The sequence below is a fragment of the Clostridium sp. 1001271B_151109_B4 genome, assembly GCF_015670405.1.
In the GTDB taxonomy this organism is placed as follows: domain Bacteria; phylum Bacillota; class Clostridia; order Clostridiales; family Clostridiaceae; genus Clostridium.
Genome location: NZ_JADPBQ010000007.1, coordinates 42,698 through 60,768 on the forward strand (window position 1 = coordinate 42,698; position 18,071 = coordinate 60,768).

Sequence of the window (18,071 nt, forward strand, 5' to 3'; positions counted from 1 at the left end):
AAATCTTTTTGCAAGTTATTTTTTATCGCTTTATGAGTTATTTATTATCCCTTAAAACGTTTAAATTTAACTATCTCTTAAATAATTTGATTTTCTAAGGTTTTCCTTTTATTATTTATTTATATGTATTTTATTAGACTACTAATACAATACTAAAATTATATAAAGTATTGGAGATGATATTATGAATTTTATAAAAGTAGGATCTGCATGTCCTAAAACTAAAGTTGCAGATGTTATTTTTAATGTTGAAAATATATGCTCATGTATTAATGATGCTTATAATAAAGATGTTAAATTTTTAGTTTTCCCTGAACTATCTATTACTTCTTATACTTGTGCTGATTTATTTTTAACTTCTACATTAATAAATAAATCTATAGAAGGAATTAAGTTAGTTTGTGAAAATAGTATTAACAAGGATATGTTAATCGCTGTTGGATGTCCGCTTCTTCATAACAATGTCCTTTACAATGCAGCATTCATTATTTTTGAAGGAAAGATTCTTGGAATAGTTCCTAAATCATATATTCCAAACTATAGCGAATTTTATGAAAAAAGATGGTTTACATCTGCTGCAATGTTAATTGATGAAACTGTAGATCTACCTTTCCAGAATAATATACCACTAGGTACAAACTTGTTATTTACTGCTGGAGATTATAAGTTTGGTATAGAAATTTGTGAAGACCTTTGGGTAACAATACCTCCTAGTTCTTATCTTTCACTTTTAGGCGCTAATATTATAGGTAATCTTTCAGCCTCAAATGAATTGGTAAGTAAAAAAGAGTATAGACTTTCATTAATTTCTAATCAAAGTGCTAGATGTATGTCATCTTATATTTACTCTTCAGCTGGTGTGCATGAATCTACAACCGACTTATTATTTAGTGGTCATCTAATAATAAGTGAAAATGGTTCTATATTAAAAGAAAATAATAGATTCCAAAGAGAAAATGAAGTTATAACTTCTTGTATTGATGTATTTAAATTGAATGCTGAAAGGTTAAAAAATTTAAGCTATAGAGATGCATCTAAAATTGTACCTTTTAAAGCTAAAAATATTAACTTCAATTTTAAAAATACAGAAATTAAAGATTTTGATAGATATGTAGATAAACATCCATTTGTTCCATCTAATGAACATGAGAGAGAAGAAAGATGTAAAGAAATATTTAACATTCAATCATCAGCCCTTGCAAAGCGTTTAGAACACACTAATCTAAAAAAAGCAGTAATAGGAATCTCTGGTGGACTTGATTCAACTTTAGCTTTATTAGTTATAGTTAAAACATTTAAATTACTAGGAATTGATAATAAAAATATTGTAACTATCACTATGCCTGGATTTGGTACTACTGATAGAACATATAATAATGCATTAACTCTTTGTAGAGAATTAGGTACAGATTTAAGAGAAATAAATATTGTTGAAGCTGCTCTTCAACACTTTAAAGATATTGGTCATGATAAAGATATACATGATGTAACTTATGAAAATGTTCAAGCAAGAGAAAGAACTCAAATATTAATGGATTTAGCAAATAAGGAAGGTGGATTATTAATAGGAACTGGTGATCTTTCTGAGTTAGCCCTTGGATGGTGTACTTATAATGGTGATCATATGAGTATGTATGCTGTTAATCCTTCTATTCCAAAGACTCTTGTTAGATATTTAGTTAAGTATGTAGCAGAAAAAGAATCTACTGAAGAAGTTTCTCATACTTTATTAGATATTTTAGATACTCCTGTTAGTCCTGAACTTTTACCAAAAGGTGAAAAAGGAGATATCGTTCAAAAAACTGAAGATATCGTTGGTCCATATGAGCTTCATGACTTCTTCTTATATCACTTTATTAAACATGGATCTTCAAAAGAAAGAATTGAACTTCTTGCTAAAGCAGCATTTAAGGATGATTACTCTGAAGAAGAAATTAATAAATGGCTTGATAAATTTATTTATAGATTCTTTACTCAACAATTTAAGAGAAGTGCATTACCTGATGGCCCTAAAGTTGGTTCAATTTCTTTAAGTCCTCGTGGTGACTGGAGAATGCCATCTGATGCTTCATTTAATTCCTTTATAAAATAAAAAAAACAAGGAAATTTATACTTAAATATAAATTTCCTTGCTTACTTATTTTCTTACTTCTTTTAATTTTTCTTCTACCATTTGTATTAACTTAAGCTTATCATCTTCACAATTTACAACATCCATAACATTCATATCAATTATTAATACTTCAGATGCTTTATAATGATTATTTACCCAATTGTCATAATCCTTCCATAAGAAATGATAATATTCTTTTAAACTATCATCAACTTCAAAATCTCTTCCTCTTAAGTTAATTCTATTCATAACTGTTTCAAATGACCCCTTTAGATAAATCATTATATCTGGTGCCTTCTTTGGAAGTGATTGTAGTTCTTCCATCATATTATTTAATAAATTTTCATATATCTCCATTTCTAATTCTGATATTCTTCCAAGCTCCATATTCTTCTTAGCAAAATACCAATCTTCATATATTGATCTATCTAATACATTATTATCATTAACTAACGCTTCCTTTATACTTTTAAATCTAGTATTTAAGAAATATAATTGTAATAAGAAAGGATATCTTTTTCTTTGTATCTCTTCTTCAGACTCACTATAAAATAATGGCAAAAGTGGATTATCATCAACAGATTCATAAAAAACATCTGATTGAAAATGCTCTCCTAGAATTTTTGCTACTGAACTTTTGCCTAAACCTATCATTCCACCGACTACTAACAACATACTTCACCTATCCTTTATTATTCATCCTTAGTGCTAATTAATGATAACTTGTATTTACTTTCAATTCAAGACTTGACAGAATAAAAAGGCATACAAATACAAAGTATTAATATGCCTTCTTAGATTTACTTAATTTTTAAAGTATCAATATATTTAACTGCACTTAATGCTGCTATATTACCTTCTCCAGCAGATTTAATATATTGATATGGTTTTCCAACACAATCTCCTGCTGCAAAACATCCTGGAATATTGCATTTCATTTCTCTATCAACACAAATATGTCCATCTACTATTTCTAGTCCTGGTACTAACTGACCAGGTGATATACTATCCTTTAATATAAATACTCCATCAGTTTCTAATTCACCATCATCCAATTTAACTGCAGAAACTTTTGCTTCTCCAACTATTTCTAATGGTTTTTTAGTAACTACTTCTATATTTTCATTTAAACTAGTTTCACCTTTATACATTGGTATATAATAAACTTTTCCAGCAAGTTCACTAACATAATTAGTTTCTTCTTCTGCTTCTTTATTATATCCTATTATTGTTACAGTTTTTCCTTTATAAAGAGGTGCATCGCATGTAGCACAATAACCTACACCTTTGCCTATTAATTCCTCTTCACCTTTTATTGGTTTAGTATATTCCATACCAGTAGCTAAAATTACAGTTGTAGCCTCATACATTTTCTCATTAACCATTAAAGCAAAGTAATCGCCCATGGCATATATATTATTAACCCTTTCCTCTGTAATTTCAATCCCCATCTTATCTATATGCTCAAGAAATTTATCCTTAACATCAGCTCCATTTACTCCATAAAAACCTAAGTAATTATTAATCTTAGGAGCTTTGCTTAATTTATGACTTAATTCCTTATTCCCAAAAATAATAAACTTTTTATTTCTTATTTTGGCATTAAGAGCTGCAGATAATCCTGCTGGACCACTACCTACTATGGCTATATCATATCTCTCCATAGTAACCTCTTCCCTCTAAATATGCTTTTTAACAGCTTCTTTTAATTGATTCTTTGGCATAAATCCAACTAAAGTATCAACAGGTGCTCCATTTTTAAATACCATTATTGTTGGTATGCTTGCAACTCTGTACTTACCAGCTAAGTTTGGACATTCATCAACATTAACCTTTGTAAATTTAGCATTTGTTAACTCTCCTGCTACTTCTTCAAAGATAGGTCCTATCATTTTACAAGGACCACACCATTCAGCCCAGAAATCTACTATACTAACTCCATCAAAATCAACTACTTCTGTATTAAATTCATTTTCTTTTAAATGCTTAACCATTATATTTCCTCCTACTCCCCCCTTAGGGGGATATTAATATTATTTGTTTTATTTTACAGCGATAATTATTATTAGTCAATAATTTTATCCTTAATGATAGTTTACCCTACTTTTTTATTATAATTCTATAAAATAAATCTCTATTTAACCATTGAGTATCTATTTAAATTTTCATAAATACCGCCCTTTTCTATAAGTTCATCATGACTTCCTCTTTCTTCAATCCCCTTATCTGTTAATACTATTATCTCATCAGCATTTTTAATTGTCGATAATCTATGAGCTACAACAATAGTTGTCCTATTTTTACATAACTCTTCTAAAGATTTTTGAATTAAATACTCTGTTACATTATCTAAAGCCGATGTTGCTTCATCTAGTATTAATATTGGTGGATTCTTCAAAAATACTCTTGCAATAGATATTCTTTGCTTTTGTCCTCCAGATAATTTAACTCCCCTTTCTCCAATATATGTATTATATCCATCCTTTAGTTCCATGATGAACTCATGTATATTAGCTTTTTTAGCAGCTTCAATTACTTCCTCATCAGTTGCATTTTGATTACCATATCTAATATTTTCTTTTATTGTTCCTGTATATAAAAACACATCTTGTTGTACTATTCCAATATTTTTTCTTAAGGAATTAAGTTTAATATCATATATACTTTTACCGTCAATTTTTATATTTCCTTTATCTACATCATAAAATCTTGGTATTAAGCTACAAAAAGTAGTCTTCCCACTACCTGATGGACCAACTAATGCAATCATTTTTCCACTTTCTATAGATAAATTAATATCGTTTAGTACACTTTCATTTTCATAACTAAAACTTACATTTTCAAATTTTATATTACCTCCTACATTATTAATTTCAACTGCATTTGGATTTTCCTTTTCTTTTTCAACATCCATTATTTCCATGAATCTCTTAAATCCAGTCATACCATTTTGATACTGTTCAACAAAATTAATTAACTTCTTAATTGGATCAGTAAATAATTTTACATAAAGCATATATGCTAGAAAATCCCCTAAGTTTATCACTCCATAATATGTAAAAATACCACCTGCAATTAGTACAACATAGTCTAATATATCTACTCCAAAATTAACTCCTGCAAAGTACTCTGCCATTACCTTATATGCTTTTCTTCTAACCTCTCTAAATTTGTCATTACCTTTATTGAACTTTTCTTTTTCATATTCATGTGCTACAAAAGCTTTTGAAATTCTAATTCCAGCTATAGAGTTTTCTAAAGTTGAATTTATATTAGATGTATGAACTCTAGTTTCCATAAAGCAATCATTCATCTTTTTCCTTTTCTTTAATGTAAATATAACTATAAATGGAACAAATGCAAAAACTAATATTGTAAGTGGTATATTAATCGTTGATAAAATTATAAATGAACCTAAAAACATTACTACGGAAATAAACAAGTCTTCTGGCCCATGATGTGCTAATTCTGATATCTCCATAAGGTCATTAATCATTCTACTCATTAAATCTCCGGTTCTATTATTGTCAAAATAATAATTAGGTAATTCTTCAAGATGATTAAACATATCTCTTCTCATATCTGCTTGCATTCCTACACCTACAAGGTGTCCAAAATACTGCATGAAATAACAACACCCTGCCTTTATTAAATACAGTAACATTAAAACTATTGCAAATATACCTATTACTTTAACTTCTTTATTAGGTATAGTTTCATTTATCAATACTCTTGTCATCATTGGATATACCAAGCTACATATCGTTGCGATAGTTGCTACTATTAAATCCAATATGAATAATTTTTTATACGGCTTATAATATGAAATAAATTTTTTTATCATTATTTCAGTGTCCTCCTATCAAATTTTAAATTTATTTTACACCTTATATAAGTGTGTTTTATTATTTACTTTTTATAACATAAAATAAGGACAAGATAAATATCCTCTTGTCCTTTAATATAAATTATATGTTATTTTTCTCCATGAACATCAATAACTCCAGCCTCATCATCTGAAATAGGAATTAATACTGTAGCAAACATTTTTTCTTCTTTCTTGGCATATAAATGATAATCTAACCCTACTTTTAGGCTTTTGATATTTTCATTTTTTAATATTTTATACCTTTTATTATCATAAGATTTACCTACGAAATATTTATCTGTTTCTTTTTTTATTATTATTCTGTAAAGCATTTATTTCCCTCTTTTTTTATTATTGCTCATATTTTGTTTTATATTAAATTAATCCATAAAGAAATCTTGTAATATCTTCATTTCTTCTTCATTGAAATTATAATCATTTAATTTATTTTTAGATATCCACTTTGTACTGCTTATAGTTTTATGACAAGTAATATATTCTCTAACTGTTCCTGTAAACACCCTTAATATATTATTATTTTCAAGTGTATAATCTTTAAATGGCTTTAAATCGAAAATTGTACATTTTAAATCCTTATCTACTGCTTTATTAATACACTTTTCATCTGTTTCTTTACCTTTAAGTTCTTTACCGAATATCCCCCATGTTCTTTCATTCTTCTTTCCTCTTTCGGCAACTAACACATTACCAAAATCATCATAAATAACAATTGAGCATCTTACTACTTTCCCCATATGTACCTCCATCAGAACTTTTTTCTACACTTTTCAATTTTATATATTAATTAATATTAATAATTATACCCTATTCTTTAAAATAATACAATTTTTTGATATTAATAAATTTATTTTCATGTGAATATCTCGCCAAAAATTGTTAATACTTAAGAAGAGGTGATTTTTTTGGGATATTTTAGATATTTACCACTTATTGTATTATCTTTTTTTGCTTTAAAATTCTTAATATCTTATATAGAAAAAGCTACAATTAACTTAAATAATAAAGCAATTAAAAGACAAATTGAGCTCGGACTATTATCAATAAAAGATATACAAAAAAACAACTATGATACTTTTCTTAAAATCATAAATATATATCTTGATATATTAGGTTGTAAAGAAATAGTAGCTCTACCTGATAGTAATGATAATAGTAATTTTAAATGTTCTCTAAATAATACTAATATCTTTATTAGTTGCATTCAAAATGATTTAATAGGAGAAACCCCAAAAGATGAAGATAACTGGGAATTAACTGGAAGACCTGATGTGCAAAGCTTTTTAGCTCGAATGGTTCTTAATGATTGCAAAAAAGGAATTATTATTACTAATAGTACTTTTTCAGTCCCTGCTATAGAATTTGTTAATAATCTTAATGATCAAAACAAAGGATTAGAAATTAAACTTATTGATGGATATGAACTAACAAAATCAATAAGAAATCATAAATATTATATTATTAAGGAGGGTTTAATGAATGAAGTTAAATACAATATATAGTTATTTTATAATAATTCTATTTTCACCTTTAATAGGTAAGCTAATTAAAAATATTACTATTTATTATAAAGCTTATAAAGAATTTAAAAGAAGTGACTTACTGTATAACTTAGTTCATAGGCTTACCCCTCATGAATTTGAAATTTGGTGCAGTGAATATTTATCAAATAAAGGCTTTAATAATATAGTTGTTCTTCCTTTAGGCCCTGATGGTGGAAAAGATATAATTTGCGAAAAAGATAGTGAAAAATTTTATGTTGAATGTAAAAGATATTCACTTTCTAATTCTATTACTGCCTTTCAAATTGAGAAACTGTTAGGTGCAATGATTGGTGATAATATAAATAATGGAATAATAATAACGACAGTAACTGTATCTGATGAAGCTAAATCTATTTTAAATCAAATAGAAAAACCATATAATATTAGCATTATAAGTTCTAAAGATTTAGATATTCCTTATACTGAATATATTCTTAATCCTAATTAATTTTTAGCTATCTCATTTTCCTTTTAATTATATAAGGGATGTGTCATTTTTAATGAACATCCCTCTTCATTTTATTTTTTTCTTATAAATGTTATAACTACACCTATCAATGAAATTACTAATATAATCTATACTTTTCAATTATAATTCACTTTTAATCTCCATATGCTTTTCTTACTTATATTCTTCATAAAATTTCACATTAATTTAATTTACAAATTATTTTTTTGTAAAAAAATACAATATTAATACTTAATAACATAATGTTATAATAAATATATTAATATTTTTTTATTAAGGAGATTATTTAACATGTATTCAAATTATATTTTCGATTTATATGGAACACTAGTAGATATTAATACAGATGAATCTAGCAAAGAATTTTGGTACAAGCTTTCATTATTCTATTCATTCAAAGGCGCTTTATATACAGCTGAAGAATTACAAACATCATATAGCAATATGATACAAACTAAACTACAAAGCTATACTAATACTAATTATCCAGATACACCCCTTGATACTATTTTCAGTAACTTATATAAACTTAAGGGAATTAATCCTTCTAATGATCTTGTTGCTGATACTGCTCATTTATTTAGAACTTTATCTATAAAATATATTAAATTATATGATGGTGTAATCGAGTTATTAGAACTACTAAAATCGAAGGGTAAAAATATCTATTTGCTTTCTAATGCACAAAGAATTTTTACTTTGGCAGAAATGAAAATGCTAGGAATTGAAAAATATTTTGATGACATTTTATTTTCTGCAGATTATGAAATTTGCAAACCCGATATAAATTTTTATAATGCATTAATTAAAAAGCATAATTTAGACATTAAAGATAGTATCATGATCGGAAATGATTACATTTGCGATATTGAGGGTGCAACTAATGCAGGACTAAATTCACTTTACCTACATTCTAATCTTTCACCAGAAATTGACGGGCCTATTACAAGCACCTATTCCATCATGAATATGGACATATCCAAAATATCCAAACTTATTCTTGGCAATGCAAACAAATAAATATTAACTTACAATAAATTAAATTTGTTTTCGATAAGTAATTCTAGCTATAAAGAGAAAACAAATAGATTATCTCTTGGAATTATAATATTACTGGAGATAATCTATTTATTTTTCATCCTATAATGCTGAACAATATTTAGTTTTACACACTTTCATTTGTAGTTATTAATTTATTGCTTTCCTTAATATCTGGTACCTTCATCATTACAATACCACCTATAATAAATAAAACTATTAAGCTTATTATTCCATTATTTGTTTTTCCTGTTATTTGTGTAACTATTGCTACTAAGAATGGTCCTAATACAGCTGCAAACTTACCAAATATACTATAAAACCCAAAATACTCTGCTGATTTCTCTTTTGGTACAAGCTTTGCAAAATATGACCTTGATATAGCTTGTATGCCTCCTTGAGCTGATCCAACAAGCATTGCTAATATCCAAAAATCAACTACAGTTTTAATAAAATATCCATAGCAGCAAATAAGAGCGTAAGTTATTATTCCTGCCATTATTAGCTTTTTACCACCAAATCTTTCTGATAACTTCCCATAAATAATTGTAAATGGAAATGCCACAAATTGTGTTAGTAATAGTATTATTAGCAAGGAAATCATCGATATCCCTAAATCTGTACCATATGATGTTGCCATACTAATTATAGTATGAACACCATCTATATAGAAAAAGTATGCAATTAAAAATAACAATACTGCTTTATCTTTTTTTATCTTCTTTAAAGTACTTCCTAAATCTTTAAATGAATTTTTTATAATATGATTTTGTTTTTCCACATAATATTTTTGATTAACATTCTTAACTAGTGGTATTGTAAAAACACACCACCATATTGCTGTTATTAAAAATGTAATTTTACACGCAAATGTTAGACTTATATTAATTAAACCACTTTGAGATAACAAAACTACAACTATACAAATTATAAAAGGAATAGTGCTTCCTATATACCCCATACCATATCCCATAGATGATACATAATCCATCCTATCTTCAGTTGTAACATCAACTAAAAAAGCATCATAAAATACATTTGCACCACAAAATCCTACCGTACTTAATGTATAAACAACTAATAAAGCAATTGGGTTATTTTCTGGTACAAAAACTAAAAATACTGTTGATATTAATCCAATGATAAAAAACAAATTAAATAATTTCTTTTTATTTCCTTTATAATCAGCTATATTACCCAATATTGGTGCAATCATTGCTACAATAAAGGTTCCTATTGATATAGTATAACCCCATAATGCTGTAGATGTTGCAGAACTCATTCCACCTTGTTCTGCTACTAATTTAAAATAAATTGGTAATATTGTAGATGTAATTGTCATAGAATATGCCGAGTTTGCCCAGTCATATAAAATCCAGCTTTTTTCCTCTTTGTTTACTTTACTCATTCTCTTCCCCCTAAATATCTAATATTTTTTCTTCTGCCATACCATCTGCATCTTTTAAATCAATGCCCAAAATTTTAGCAATTGTTGGTCCATGATTTATCAACTTTCCATTTTCTAATACTACTCCACTTTTTATTCCTTTACCTGAAGCAATAAAAAATGTTTTATAATTATCCTTAGTAGGTAAATATCCATGTGATGCCATTATTTTATGTTTTATCTTAAAAGACTTGTCCTCACTTAATTCTTCAATAATTTCACCAAATAAATCATCTATAAAATAATAACCCTCTCTAGCTTCAACCATAAAAATAGCATTTCTATCTCCTCCCAAATTACTTATTGAGTCATTACTATAAATTTCTTCTATAGGACTATCTTTTTGATTTTTTAAATCATTTAATATTTCTTTTAATTTATTTATAGTATCTTTATCATTTTTATTATTTAAATAAATATAACTACTACCATCACAACTTTTTGCTATAGCCTTATAACTTTTAACTTTATTCTTTTTTACTTCTATAAGATTATTTTCCACTAATATTGAATTTAATCTAATTACACTGCTAACATCTATTTGACTATGATCTCCTAGAGCAATTATTGTTGAATCATTATATATTCCAGTAACTTTTAATACTTCAACTATTTCTCCTAACCTATCATCATGTCGTCTCAATGCTTCAATGGTTTGTTGACTTTTAACACCATACTTATGTTTTTGACTATCAACATCTACTAAATGAAGTAATAATAAATTAGGTTTTAATTCTCTAATTGTTTTCTTTGCAACTTCCATTGCAAAATTATCTAAATACGGTTGGTCTATTCCTCTTCTTAAGTATCCAAACCTTTTATTCATATCTAACTGATAAAATATACTTCCTGCTAAAGCTGACTTTATTGCTTGATTATCATATTTTTTAGTACAGCATATCTCTGGCATATTATAAGTAATTTTACTTCTTCCAGTTACAGGCCATAAAATAGAACAAGTCCTCATCCCATTTTGTTCTGCTAAATCAAAAATTGTATCACCCTTGATATATTTTCTGTACCAATACCAATCCGGATTATAACTTTTAAAATCTAAGACCGTATTATTTATGACCCCATGATTCTTAGGATACTTACCAGTTACTATTGTTGCATGCGCTGGATATGTTAAAGATGGATATATACTTTCCACATTTTTAATTAATGATCCCTCCTTTATTAATTTTGAGAAATTTGGCAGCTTACTTAAAAAATCTAAATCTTCTTTTGATACTGCATCAAAAGATATAACAATTACATACCTATTTCCCATTATGCCCTCCTAATATAAATCTACTTCATTATTGTTATATTCATTTTATTATAAAGTTAATTATTTGTAAATTTTTTCCTTTACAAGTATTATTCTCACTTTTTTTATATATAAAAAATAATCCCTAAAAACAACAATTAATTGCTTTTAGAGATTATTAATTTAAAGCTTATTATATTTTCCTCTATTGCATATTCTAATTTAAAATTATTATCTTCAGCTAGTTTATTAAAAATATATAATATTAAACCAGAGCTTGTTATTCATTCCTTCTGCAGAACAATATCATTACTATGCTTAACAAATGGATCAAATAAATTATCTTTTATTTTTTCTGTTATCTCATAAATTTCATTAGATACTTCAATTAACTTTATACTTTAATAATACCTTATATTTTTTACATAATATAATTTACTTATTGCCAAATTGTTACGTATCAAAAATATCTTATATTCAATATCAAAAAGAGCACTGTATTTACAGTGCTCTCCTTAAGAACGCAAACTTAAATATTTCAAATTTGCTTATAACCTTTATTACTTAAACTAAATGTACTACATATTACTTGAAACTTGTCACTAAATAAGTCTGCTTCCTTCTTTATCTTGAGTAAGCTTTCCAGCCTTCATAAGGCCACCTAAAGCCATCTTAAAGTAATTCTTACTAGTTCCAAAAGTTACCCTTATATCATCTGGATTTGATTTATCATTAAATTCCATAAATCCACCATTCTTTCTCATATATGCAACTATCTTTTCTTGAAGTTCATCTCTTTCACTTAATCTAGTCTTTCTTGGAGTTAATCCAATTACTCCATCTTCATAAAGTCTTTTAACTCTTAATTTCATTTCATATCCAGGATGTACTTCATCATAATACTCATTAGGTAAAACTAGTCCTCTATACTTTGCATCAATTGCAACATTTAAAGTTCCTGATGGAGTCTTTGAAAATACCATTGCAGTAACTTCATCTCCAACTTTAAATGTTCCTTCTTCTGCAACTTCAATATAAGGTTCAACTTCTGTTGTAGCTGCAAGTCTTCCAGTTTTATCTACATATATGTAAAATAAATATTTTTTTCCTGTATGTAATTTATATCTTTGCTCTTTTAAAGGTACAAATATATCTCTATCTAATCCAAAATCAATAAATGCACCAAATTCCCCTTGATGTACTACTTTTAAGTATGCTACATCTCCTACTGTTGCTAAAGGCTTTTTAAAAGTAGCTATTGGTCTATCTTTAGAATCTCTATATATAAATACAGTAACTTCTTTACCAACTTCTACCCCCATTCCTTCTGCTAAAGACTTTGGAAGTAAAACATCTTCCTTGCTTTGTTTATCAATTAAATAAAAACCAAAGTCCTTTTCTCTATCTACTATTAACGTATTGTATTCACCTATTCTTAACATATATCCTCCTATTTTTTATATTTTTTACTTAAACTAACATAATTATCAGCAGAGCGTTGGATACTTTCAACTTCTGCTTCTGTTAATTGTCTTATAACCTTTGCTGGATTTCCTAAGATAAGAACACCATCTGGAAAATCTTTTCCTTGAGTAACTAAGCTCCCTGCTCCTATAATAGTATTCTTTCCAATTTTAGCATTATTTAATATTATTGACCCCATTCCTACAAGTACATTATCAGCTATATTACATCCATGAATAATTGTTCCATGACCTATTGTTACATTCTTTCCTATAATACATGGTGAGTTCACATCTACATGTACTACTGAATTTTCTTGAATATTAGTATTTTCACCAATAACAATATTATTCATATCACCTCTAAGCCTAGTCCCAAACCATATATTAACATTTTCTTCAATATTAACTTTTCCTATTATATCAACATTTTCAGAAATGTATGTATTTTCATTTATTCTAGGAGTAACTCCTTCAAAATCAATAATCATATTATTCAAACTCCCTTATCTTTGAAATTTACCATAAAGTTTCACTTTATTTTATCACCCTTTATAATTATTGTCATTATTTTAATGTATATAATACTATATATAAGTAAGTAATAATTTTTGAGGCGAATTTGTGGGTAAAAGTAAACATAAAAACAAAGTTAATTTTGATCAAAATAAATTAAAATATTATTATGGCATTCCTCACTGCCATTCAAGCTATTCAACTGGGAAGGGTACACCATTAGATTTATATCAATTTGCAATCAAATGTAAATTAGACTTCCTATTTGTAACTGACCATAATGATTTTCTATCAAACAAAACCTCCGTAAAGGATAATACTTTAACAAGATGGAATGCTACGAATTACTATGCTAATAAAATTAAAAAAAGCGAGGATTATTTTCTTCCTATTGTTGGATTTGAATGTAAAACCATTCCTTATGGTGATTTTAATATAATAAATCCTTCTAATTATTTTACAGGTAGTATAAAAGACCTAAGACTATTAACATTATGGATGTTAAATAACAATCAAGCTTTTATAATAATCAATCATCCACATAAGGAAGTTGGAAAACTTAGATATAGTGAATTCTTTAATAAAATAATAACATCTATAGAAGTATATAATGGTAATCCCGCAAGCAAATATACAAAACATGAAAAATACTATTACCAATTACTTGATGACGGTTGGAAATTAGGTGCTATTAATGGACAGGATAATCATAGAATTAATTTTGATCAAGCAGATTATCTTACAGCATATATTGCAAATGATTTATCAAAGAATTCATTAATTGATGCTTTTAGAAGCCATAGAACATATTCTACTGAATCAAGATTTTTAAAACTTAATTTCACAATTGATGAAACATTTATGGGAGAAACCATATCAATATCCTCACCTAAAATAAAGTTTTCTATTTTCACTGAAGATATTCGATATAAAATTAAAGAAATACAAATTCTTTCAAACGGAGGTACTATAATAAAAAAGGTAGATGATATAAATTTAAATAGTATAAAATATATTTATGAACACCAAAATTCTCCAAAAGAAACTTGGTATGTAATAAAAGTCTTACAAGAAGACAATAAAACTGCTGTAAGCTCACCTATCTTTATTAATCATTTAAATGTTAATCATATTTAAAAATAATAAAGCGCCTTTAAATGGCGCTTTTATTATTTCTTATTATTTTGTGCATTATTCAAATGCTTAACTCTATTTGGCTTAGCTTTTGGTCTTATTTCTATCTTTTTCTCTTTTTGCTTTGGTCCACCAGTTGTAACAATATCCATAAACCATAAAAAGAAAATAACTGTTAATATTGTTAATAAAAATGATACCCATACAATATTTTTCCCTAAAATAACAGGCATAAATATTTGTAAAATAAATACTGCTATTGCAATTCCTAGTGGTATATATTTATTTATTCTAACTTTAGAAAATACATATTTTCTACCTAAAAACATTACACCAAATACTATAGCTAATAAAACTAAAAAATATAATAATGTTCCTAAAAAATTCCCCATTAATCGTTCTCCTTCCTATTATCTTTCTACTATATATATTACTGTCAAATTTACATATTTTCAAGACGCTTTTATTTCCATATATTTATAATTTATTAATAATATTATTCTTTTTTATAATAATATTACTTTTACGCTTCATTTTTTATGTAAAATTTGATAAAATATATTAAAGATATTATAAATTTAATAAAGGGGTGTTATTATGGGTTTAAACCAAGCCTATCAACTTGATGACTTAGATCTTCAAATTTTAGATATATTAATAAAAGATTGTAGAACACCATATTTAGAAATCGCCAGATTATGTCACGTAAGTGGTGGAACTATTCATGTTCGTATGAAAAAAATGGAGGAACTTGGAATAATAAAAGGTACAAAAATTCTTTTAAATCTTCCTAAGCTTGGATATGATGTTTGTTGTTTTGTTGGTATTTATGTAGATAAAACATCATCATTCTCTGAAGTTTTTGACGAAATGTCTAAGATTAAAGAAGTTGTAGAATTACATTTAACAACAGGAGATTATTCAGTATTTGCTAAAGTTATTTGTAAAAATATAAGTGATCTTCAAGACATATTATTAAATAAGATTAATGTAATTTCAGGAATTCAAAGAACTGATACTATCATTTCTTTAAATCAACCTATTGATAGAAATATTTCTATTTAATAATATTTTAACTTAATACAATATTCTCATGCATATATACAGCTTCTTTGGAAAAAATAACTATGTTATTAAAACTAAAGGAGTTGTTTTTTTGAAAATTTTAGATAGTATAGTACTTTCTCTCGTTATAATTGGAGCTGTTAATTGGGGATTATTAGGTTTCTTCGAATTCGATCTTGTAGCAGCTATTTTTGGTGATATGACTATGTTTAGTAGAATAATTTATTCAATAATAGGAATCTGTGGATTATATTCTATTTCATTTTTTGCTAAAGATAGGTTTATAAAAAAATGAATTAATTACTATATTTAATAAAGAAAAAAAGAACTGGATTATATTCAGAAATTAATATAATCCAGTTCTTTTTTAAATCATATGACAATCAATATATTTCCTTATAAATTTTTAATTATTTCGAATAAGTCAAGTGCTGCATCCCTTGGCCCTTGTTGTTCTCTTCCTTTAATACCTAAGCAAGTCTTTATTTGCCCAACTTTTACACTACCATTAAACATAGTATTAAAATACTTATCTATCAATATATCAGTTTCATCTTGCTTTTGTGCTGGTCCAAATGGATTTGCAAAATAGCTTTGTACAAGCCCTTCTTCAGTTGTTGTTCCTTTAGCCATTCTTGGTCCTGATTTAAATAGTTTTATAGCCTCTTCTACATTGTCAAAATAATCTATGGATTTTTCTCCTTCTGAAACATCGGTAAAATTATTAGCGTATAAGAATAAATCAACTTTATATCCTTTCACTATTTCACTATAAGGTGAAACTGGCATTACTAATCTTGCATTAATTTTATCTGGATTCATAAATATACTTCTATCTATTTCTTTAAATGCATATCCTTGAGCTAAATCATCCAATCTAACAAATGCTCCTATTTCAGTACCATATCCATAAATATCACCATTAATTTCCTTAAATGTTCCCATATCATCAAAAATAACAGTCATATTACTTATATATTCTTCACTCATTGTTCTAAATGCTTCTAGACTTTCCGATTTACCTGCTCCACTATCCCCCATGATTACAACATTTGCATGATTTCCATTTTTCATTTGTATATTAACCATAGCACCATGGATAGGTAAATTTCCTCTTTTAATCATTATTAAATTATGCAATGTCAAAATCATTTTTTTCATATATCCAAAATAATCTATTTCTTCAGAATAATTAACATAACCTAACATAATATTATTTTGATTATCATCATAAAAAACAGTTTTTAATTCTTCCCCATCATTTATGCCAAATACATATACAATATCTGGTCTTCTACCTCTACACTCTTCTCTAGTTACCATTTCGAATAAATTACATAATGTAATTCCATGATTCATATAATCTCTATGAAAATAAACATAAGCTATTAATTCTCCTACTTTAATAGGACAACAGAACCAATGTTCCTTATTTATATGTGTATACTTTAATGGATTTTCTTGTACTTCTGTAAACATTCCATTTCTAGTATTTTTCTTTGGATAAGTAATAAATGGTGGCTCAAGTAAAATACAATCAATAAAATTTATATCCTCTAAAATCTCATATCCCCTTGGTATTGGCCATAATAATTTATTAATCATAATACTACAATTTCCACCGACTGTAATTTGTCTAAATACTAAGGGATATCTTCCTAATACATTTTGCTCAATTTTTCTGTAAAACTTTAATATTAGCTTTTCAAAAGATGAATTTGCTTCAGTAAAATTCATAGCAGCAAGACCTTGACTAATTTTATCATTTTGTATTATCGTATATCTTTCTAACCTTCTCCAAAACAAATAAAAATCTTCAATTACATTAATGAATTCTTCTTTATTCCCCAATAGACCTTCATATTTTGGATTGAACTCTACTATTTCTTTTACATCCATTATTGTTAACCACTTAAATACTTGAGTGATATCCTCTCTTATTCTTGGTAAATCCGTAGTATTTAATGAATTTATTAAATATCTGTAAGATAATGTTCTTTTCTTTTCTGCCTTTTTTAAATATACACTTAAAACTCTTCTAAATCCTTCACTCTCTAATAAGCTTTCAAAATTATTACAATATCTAGCTGAGAAATTCATCAATACCTTATCATTGCTTATTGAAAATTCTTTTTTCATAGTTC

Annotated in this window: 19 protein-coding genes; 7 read left to right on the forward strand and 12 right to left on the reverse strand. The window is 26.7% G+C overall.

Annotated features, from left to right (window positions below; all coding sequences use genetic code 11):
* Positions 1-184: 184 nt before the first annotated feature.
* Entirely contained in the window at positions 185-2,092 is a 1,908-nt protein-coding gene (locus tag I4V63_RS06580) for an NAD(+) synthase (protein ID WP_196000500.1), read from the forward strand.
* Between the two features lie 45 nt (positions 2,093-2,137).
* On the opposite strand, the gene I4V63_RS06585 is transcribed toward I4V63_RS06580, so the two are convergent.
* The 6 genes from I4V63_RS06585 to I4V63_RS06610 all read right to left on the reverse strand — a co-directional run bounded on the left by I4V63_RS06585 (position 2,138) and on the right by I4V63_RS06610 (position 6,736).
* Positions 2,138-2,788: a deoxynucleoside kinase gene (locus I4V63_RS06585; RefSeq protein WP_196000501.1), complete on the reverse strand. Its 651-nt coding sequence runs from the start codon at positions 2,786-2,788 to the stop codon at positions 2,138-2,140.
* Between the two features lie 125 nt (positions 2,789-2,913).
* Complete coding sequence (locus I4V63_RS06590) at positions 2,914-3,777, reverse strand: NAD(P)/FAD-dependent oxidoreductase (protein WP_196000502.1); 864 nt, start codon at positions 3,775-3,777, stop codon at positions 2,914-2,916.
* 15 nt (positions 3,778-3,792) lie between these two features.
* Positions 3,793-4,107: a thioredoxin gene (gene trxA / locus I4V63_RS06595; RefSeq protein ID WP_196000503.1), complete on the reverse strand. Its 315-nt coding sequence runs from the start codon at positions 4,105-4,107 to the stop codon at positions 3,793-3,795.
* 140 nt (positions 4,108-4,247) lie between these two features.
* Positions 4,248-5,957 carry an ABC transporter ATP-binding protein gene (locus I4V63_RS06600; RefSeq protein WP_196000504.1) on the reverse strand — a complete coding sequence of 570 codons (1,710 nt, stop codon included), beginning with the start codon at positions 5,955-5,957 and terminating at the stop codon, positions 4,248-4,250.
* 131 nt (positions 5,958-6,088) lie between these two features.
* Positions 6,089-6,313: a hypothetical protein gene (locus I4V63_RS06605; protein WP_196000505.1), complete on the reverse strand. Its 225-nt coding sequence runs from the start codon at positions 6,311-6,313 to the stop codon at positions 6,089-6,091.
* A gap of 48 nt (positions 6,314-6,361) precedes the next feature.
* Positions 6,362-6,736 (reverse strand): DNA mismatch repair protein MutT, encoded by a 375-nt coding sequence (locus tag I4V63_RS06610; protein ID WP_196000506.1) that lies wholly within the window; start codon positions 6,734-6,736, stop codon positions 6,362-6,364.
* A 168-nt stretch (positions 6,737-6,904) separates the two neighbouring features.
* On the opposite strand from I4V63_RS06610, the gene I4V63_RS06615 reads away from it, so the two are divergent.
* The 3 genes from I4V63_RS06615 (at position 6,905) to I4V63_RS06625 (ending at position 9,032) form a co-directional block, all read left to right on the forward strand.
* Positions 6,905-7,501 carry a restriction endonuclease gene (locus I4V63_RS06615; RefSeq protein ID WP_196000507.1) on the forward strand — a complete coding sequence of 199 codons (597 nt, stop codon included), beginning with the start codon at positions 6,905-6,907 and terminating at the stop codon, positions 7,499-7,501.
* The gene (locus I4V63_RS06620; RefSeq protein WP_196000508.1) at positions 7,479-7,991 is read left to right on the forward strand and encodes a restriction endonuclease; all 513 of its coding nucleotides are present in this window, start codon (positions 7,479-7,481) and stop codon (positions 7,989-7,991) included. Before I4V63_RS06615 ends, I4V63_RS06620 begins: the two co-directional genes overlap by 23 nt.
* Positions 7,992-8,303: 312 nt before the next feature.
* Entirely contained in the window at positions 8,304-9,032 is a 729-nt protein-coding gene (locus I4V63_RS06625; RefSeq protein WP_196000509.1) for an HAD family hydrolase, read from the forward strand.
* Positions 9,033-9,177: 145 nt separating this feature from the next.
* Here the strand turns inward: I4V63_RS06625 and I4V63_RS06630 are convergent, their stop codons facing one another.
* The 4 genes from I4V63_RS06630 to I4V63_RS06645 form a co-directional block, all read right to left on the reverse strand.
* Positions 9,178-10,458, reverse strand: coding sequence for an MFS transporter (locus I4V63_RS06630; RefSeq protein WP_196000510.1), 1,281 nt, complete (start codon positions 10,456-10,458; stop codon positions 9,178-9,180).
* A 10-nt stretch (positions 10,459-10,468) separates the two neighbouring features.
* On the reverse strand, positions 10,469-11,770 hold the full coding sequence (locus I4V63_RS06635) for an ectonucleotide pyrophosphatase/phosphodiesterase (RefSeq protein WP_196000511.1): 1,302 nt from the start codon (positions 11,768-11,770) through the stop codon (positions 10,469-10,471).
* A gap of 581 nt (positions 11,771-12,351) precedes the next feature.
* Positions 12,352-13,191, reverse strand: coding sequence for a S1-like domain-containing RNA-binding protein (locus I4V63_RS06640; RefSeq protein ID WP_196000512.1), 840 nt, complete (start codon positions 13,189-13,191; stop codon positions 12,352-12,354).
* Positions 13,192-13,199: 8 nt separating this feature from the next.
* Positions 13,200-13,703 (reverse strand): gamma carbonic anhydrase family protein, encoded by a 504-nt coding sequence (locus I4V63_RS06645; protein WP_196000513.1) that lies wholly within the window; start codon positions 13,701-13,703, stop codon positions 13,200-13,202.
* 133 nt (positions 13,704-13,836) lie between these two features.
* On the opposite strand from I4V63_RS06645, the gene I4V63_RS06650 reads away from it, so the two are divergent.
* The gene (locus I4V63_RS06650; protein WP_196000514.1) at positions 13,837-14,865 is read left to right on the forward strand and encodes a CehA/McbA family metallohydrolase; all 1,029 of its coding nucleotides are present in this window, start codon (positions 13,837-13,839) and stop codon (positions 14,863-14,865) included.
* A gap of 32 nt (positions 14,866-14,897) precedes the next feature.
* Here the strand turns inward: I4V63_RS06650 and I4V63_RS06655 are convergent, their stop codons facing one another.
* Positions 14,898-15,254 (reverse strand): hypothetical protein, encoded by a 357-nt coding sequence (locus I4V63_RS06655; protein ID WP_196000515.1) that lies wholly within the window; start codon positions 15,252-15,254, stop codon positions 14,898-14,900.
* 205 nt (positions 15,255-15,459) lie between these two features.
* On the opposite strand from I4V63_RS06655, the gene I4V63_RS06660 reads away from it, so the two are divergent.
* Together I4V63_RS06660 and I4V63_RS06665 are read left to right on the forward strand one after the other, a co-directional pair.
* Positions 15,460-15,927, forward strand: a complete 468-nt coding sequence (locus tag I4V63_RS06660) for an Lrp/AsnC ligand binding domain-containing protein (protein WP_196000516.1) — start codon at positions 15,460-15,462, stop codon at positions 15,925-15,927.
* Positions 15,928-16,018: 91 nt separating this feature from the next.
* Positions 16,019-16,222 (forward strand): DUF378 domain-containing protein, encoded by a 204-nt coding sequence (locus I4V63_RS06665; RefSeq protein ID WP_196000517.1) that lies wholly within the window; start codon positions 16,019-16,021, stop codon positions 16,220-16,222.
* Positions 16,223-16,323: 101 nt separating this feature from the next.
* Here the strand turns inward: I4V63_RS06665 and I4V63_RS06670 are convergent, their stop codons facing one another.
* Positions 16,324-18,066, reverse strand: a complete 1,743-nt coding sequence (locus I4V63_RS06670; protein ID WP_196000518.1) for a phosphoenolpyruvate carboxykinase — start codon at positions 18,064-18,066, stop codon at positions 16,324-16,326.
* Positions 18,067-18,071 lie beyond the last annotated feature (5 nt).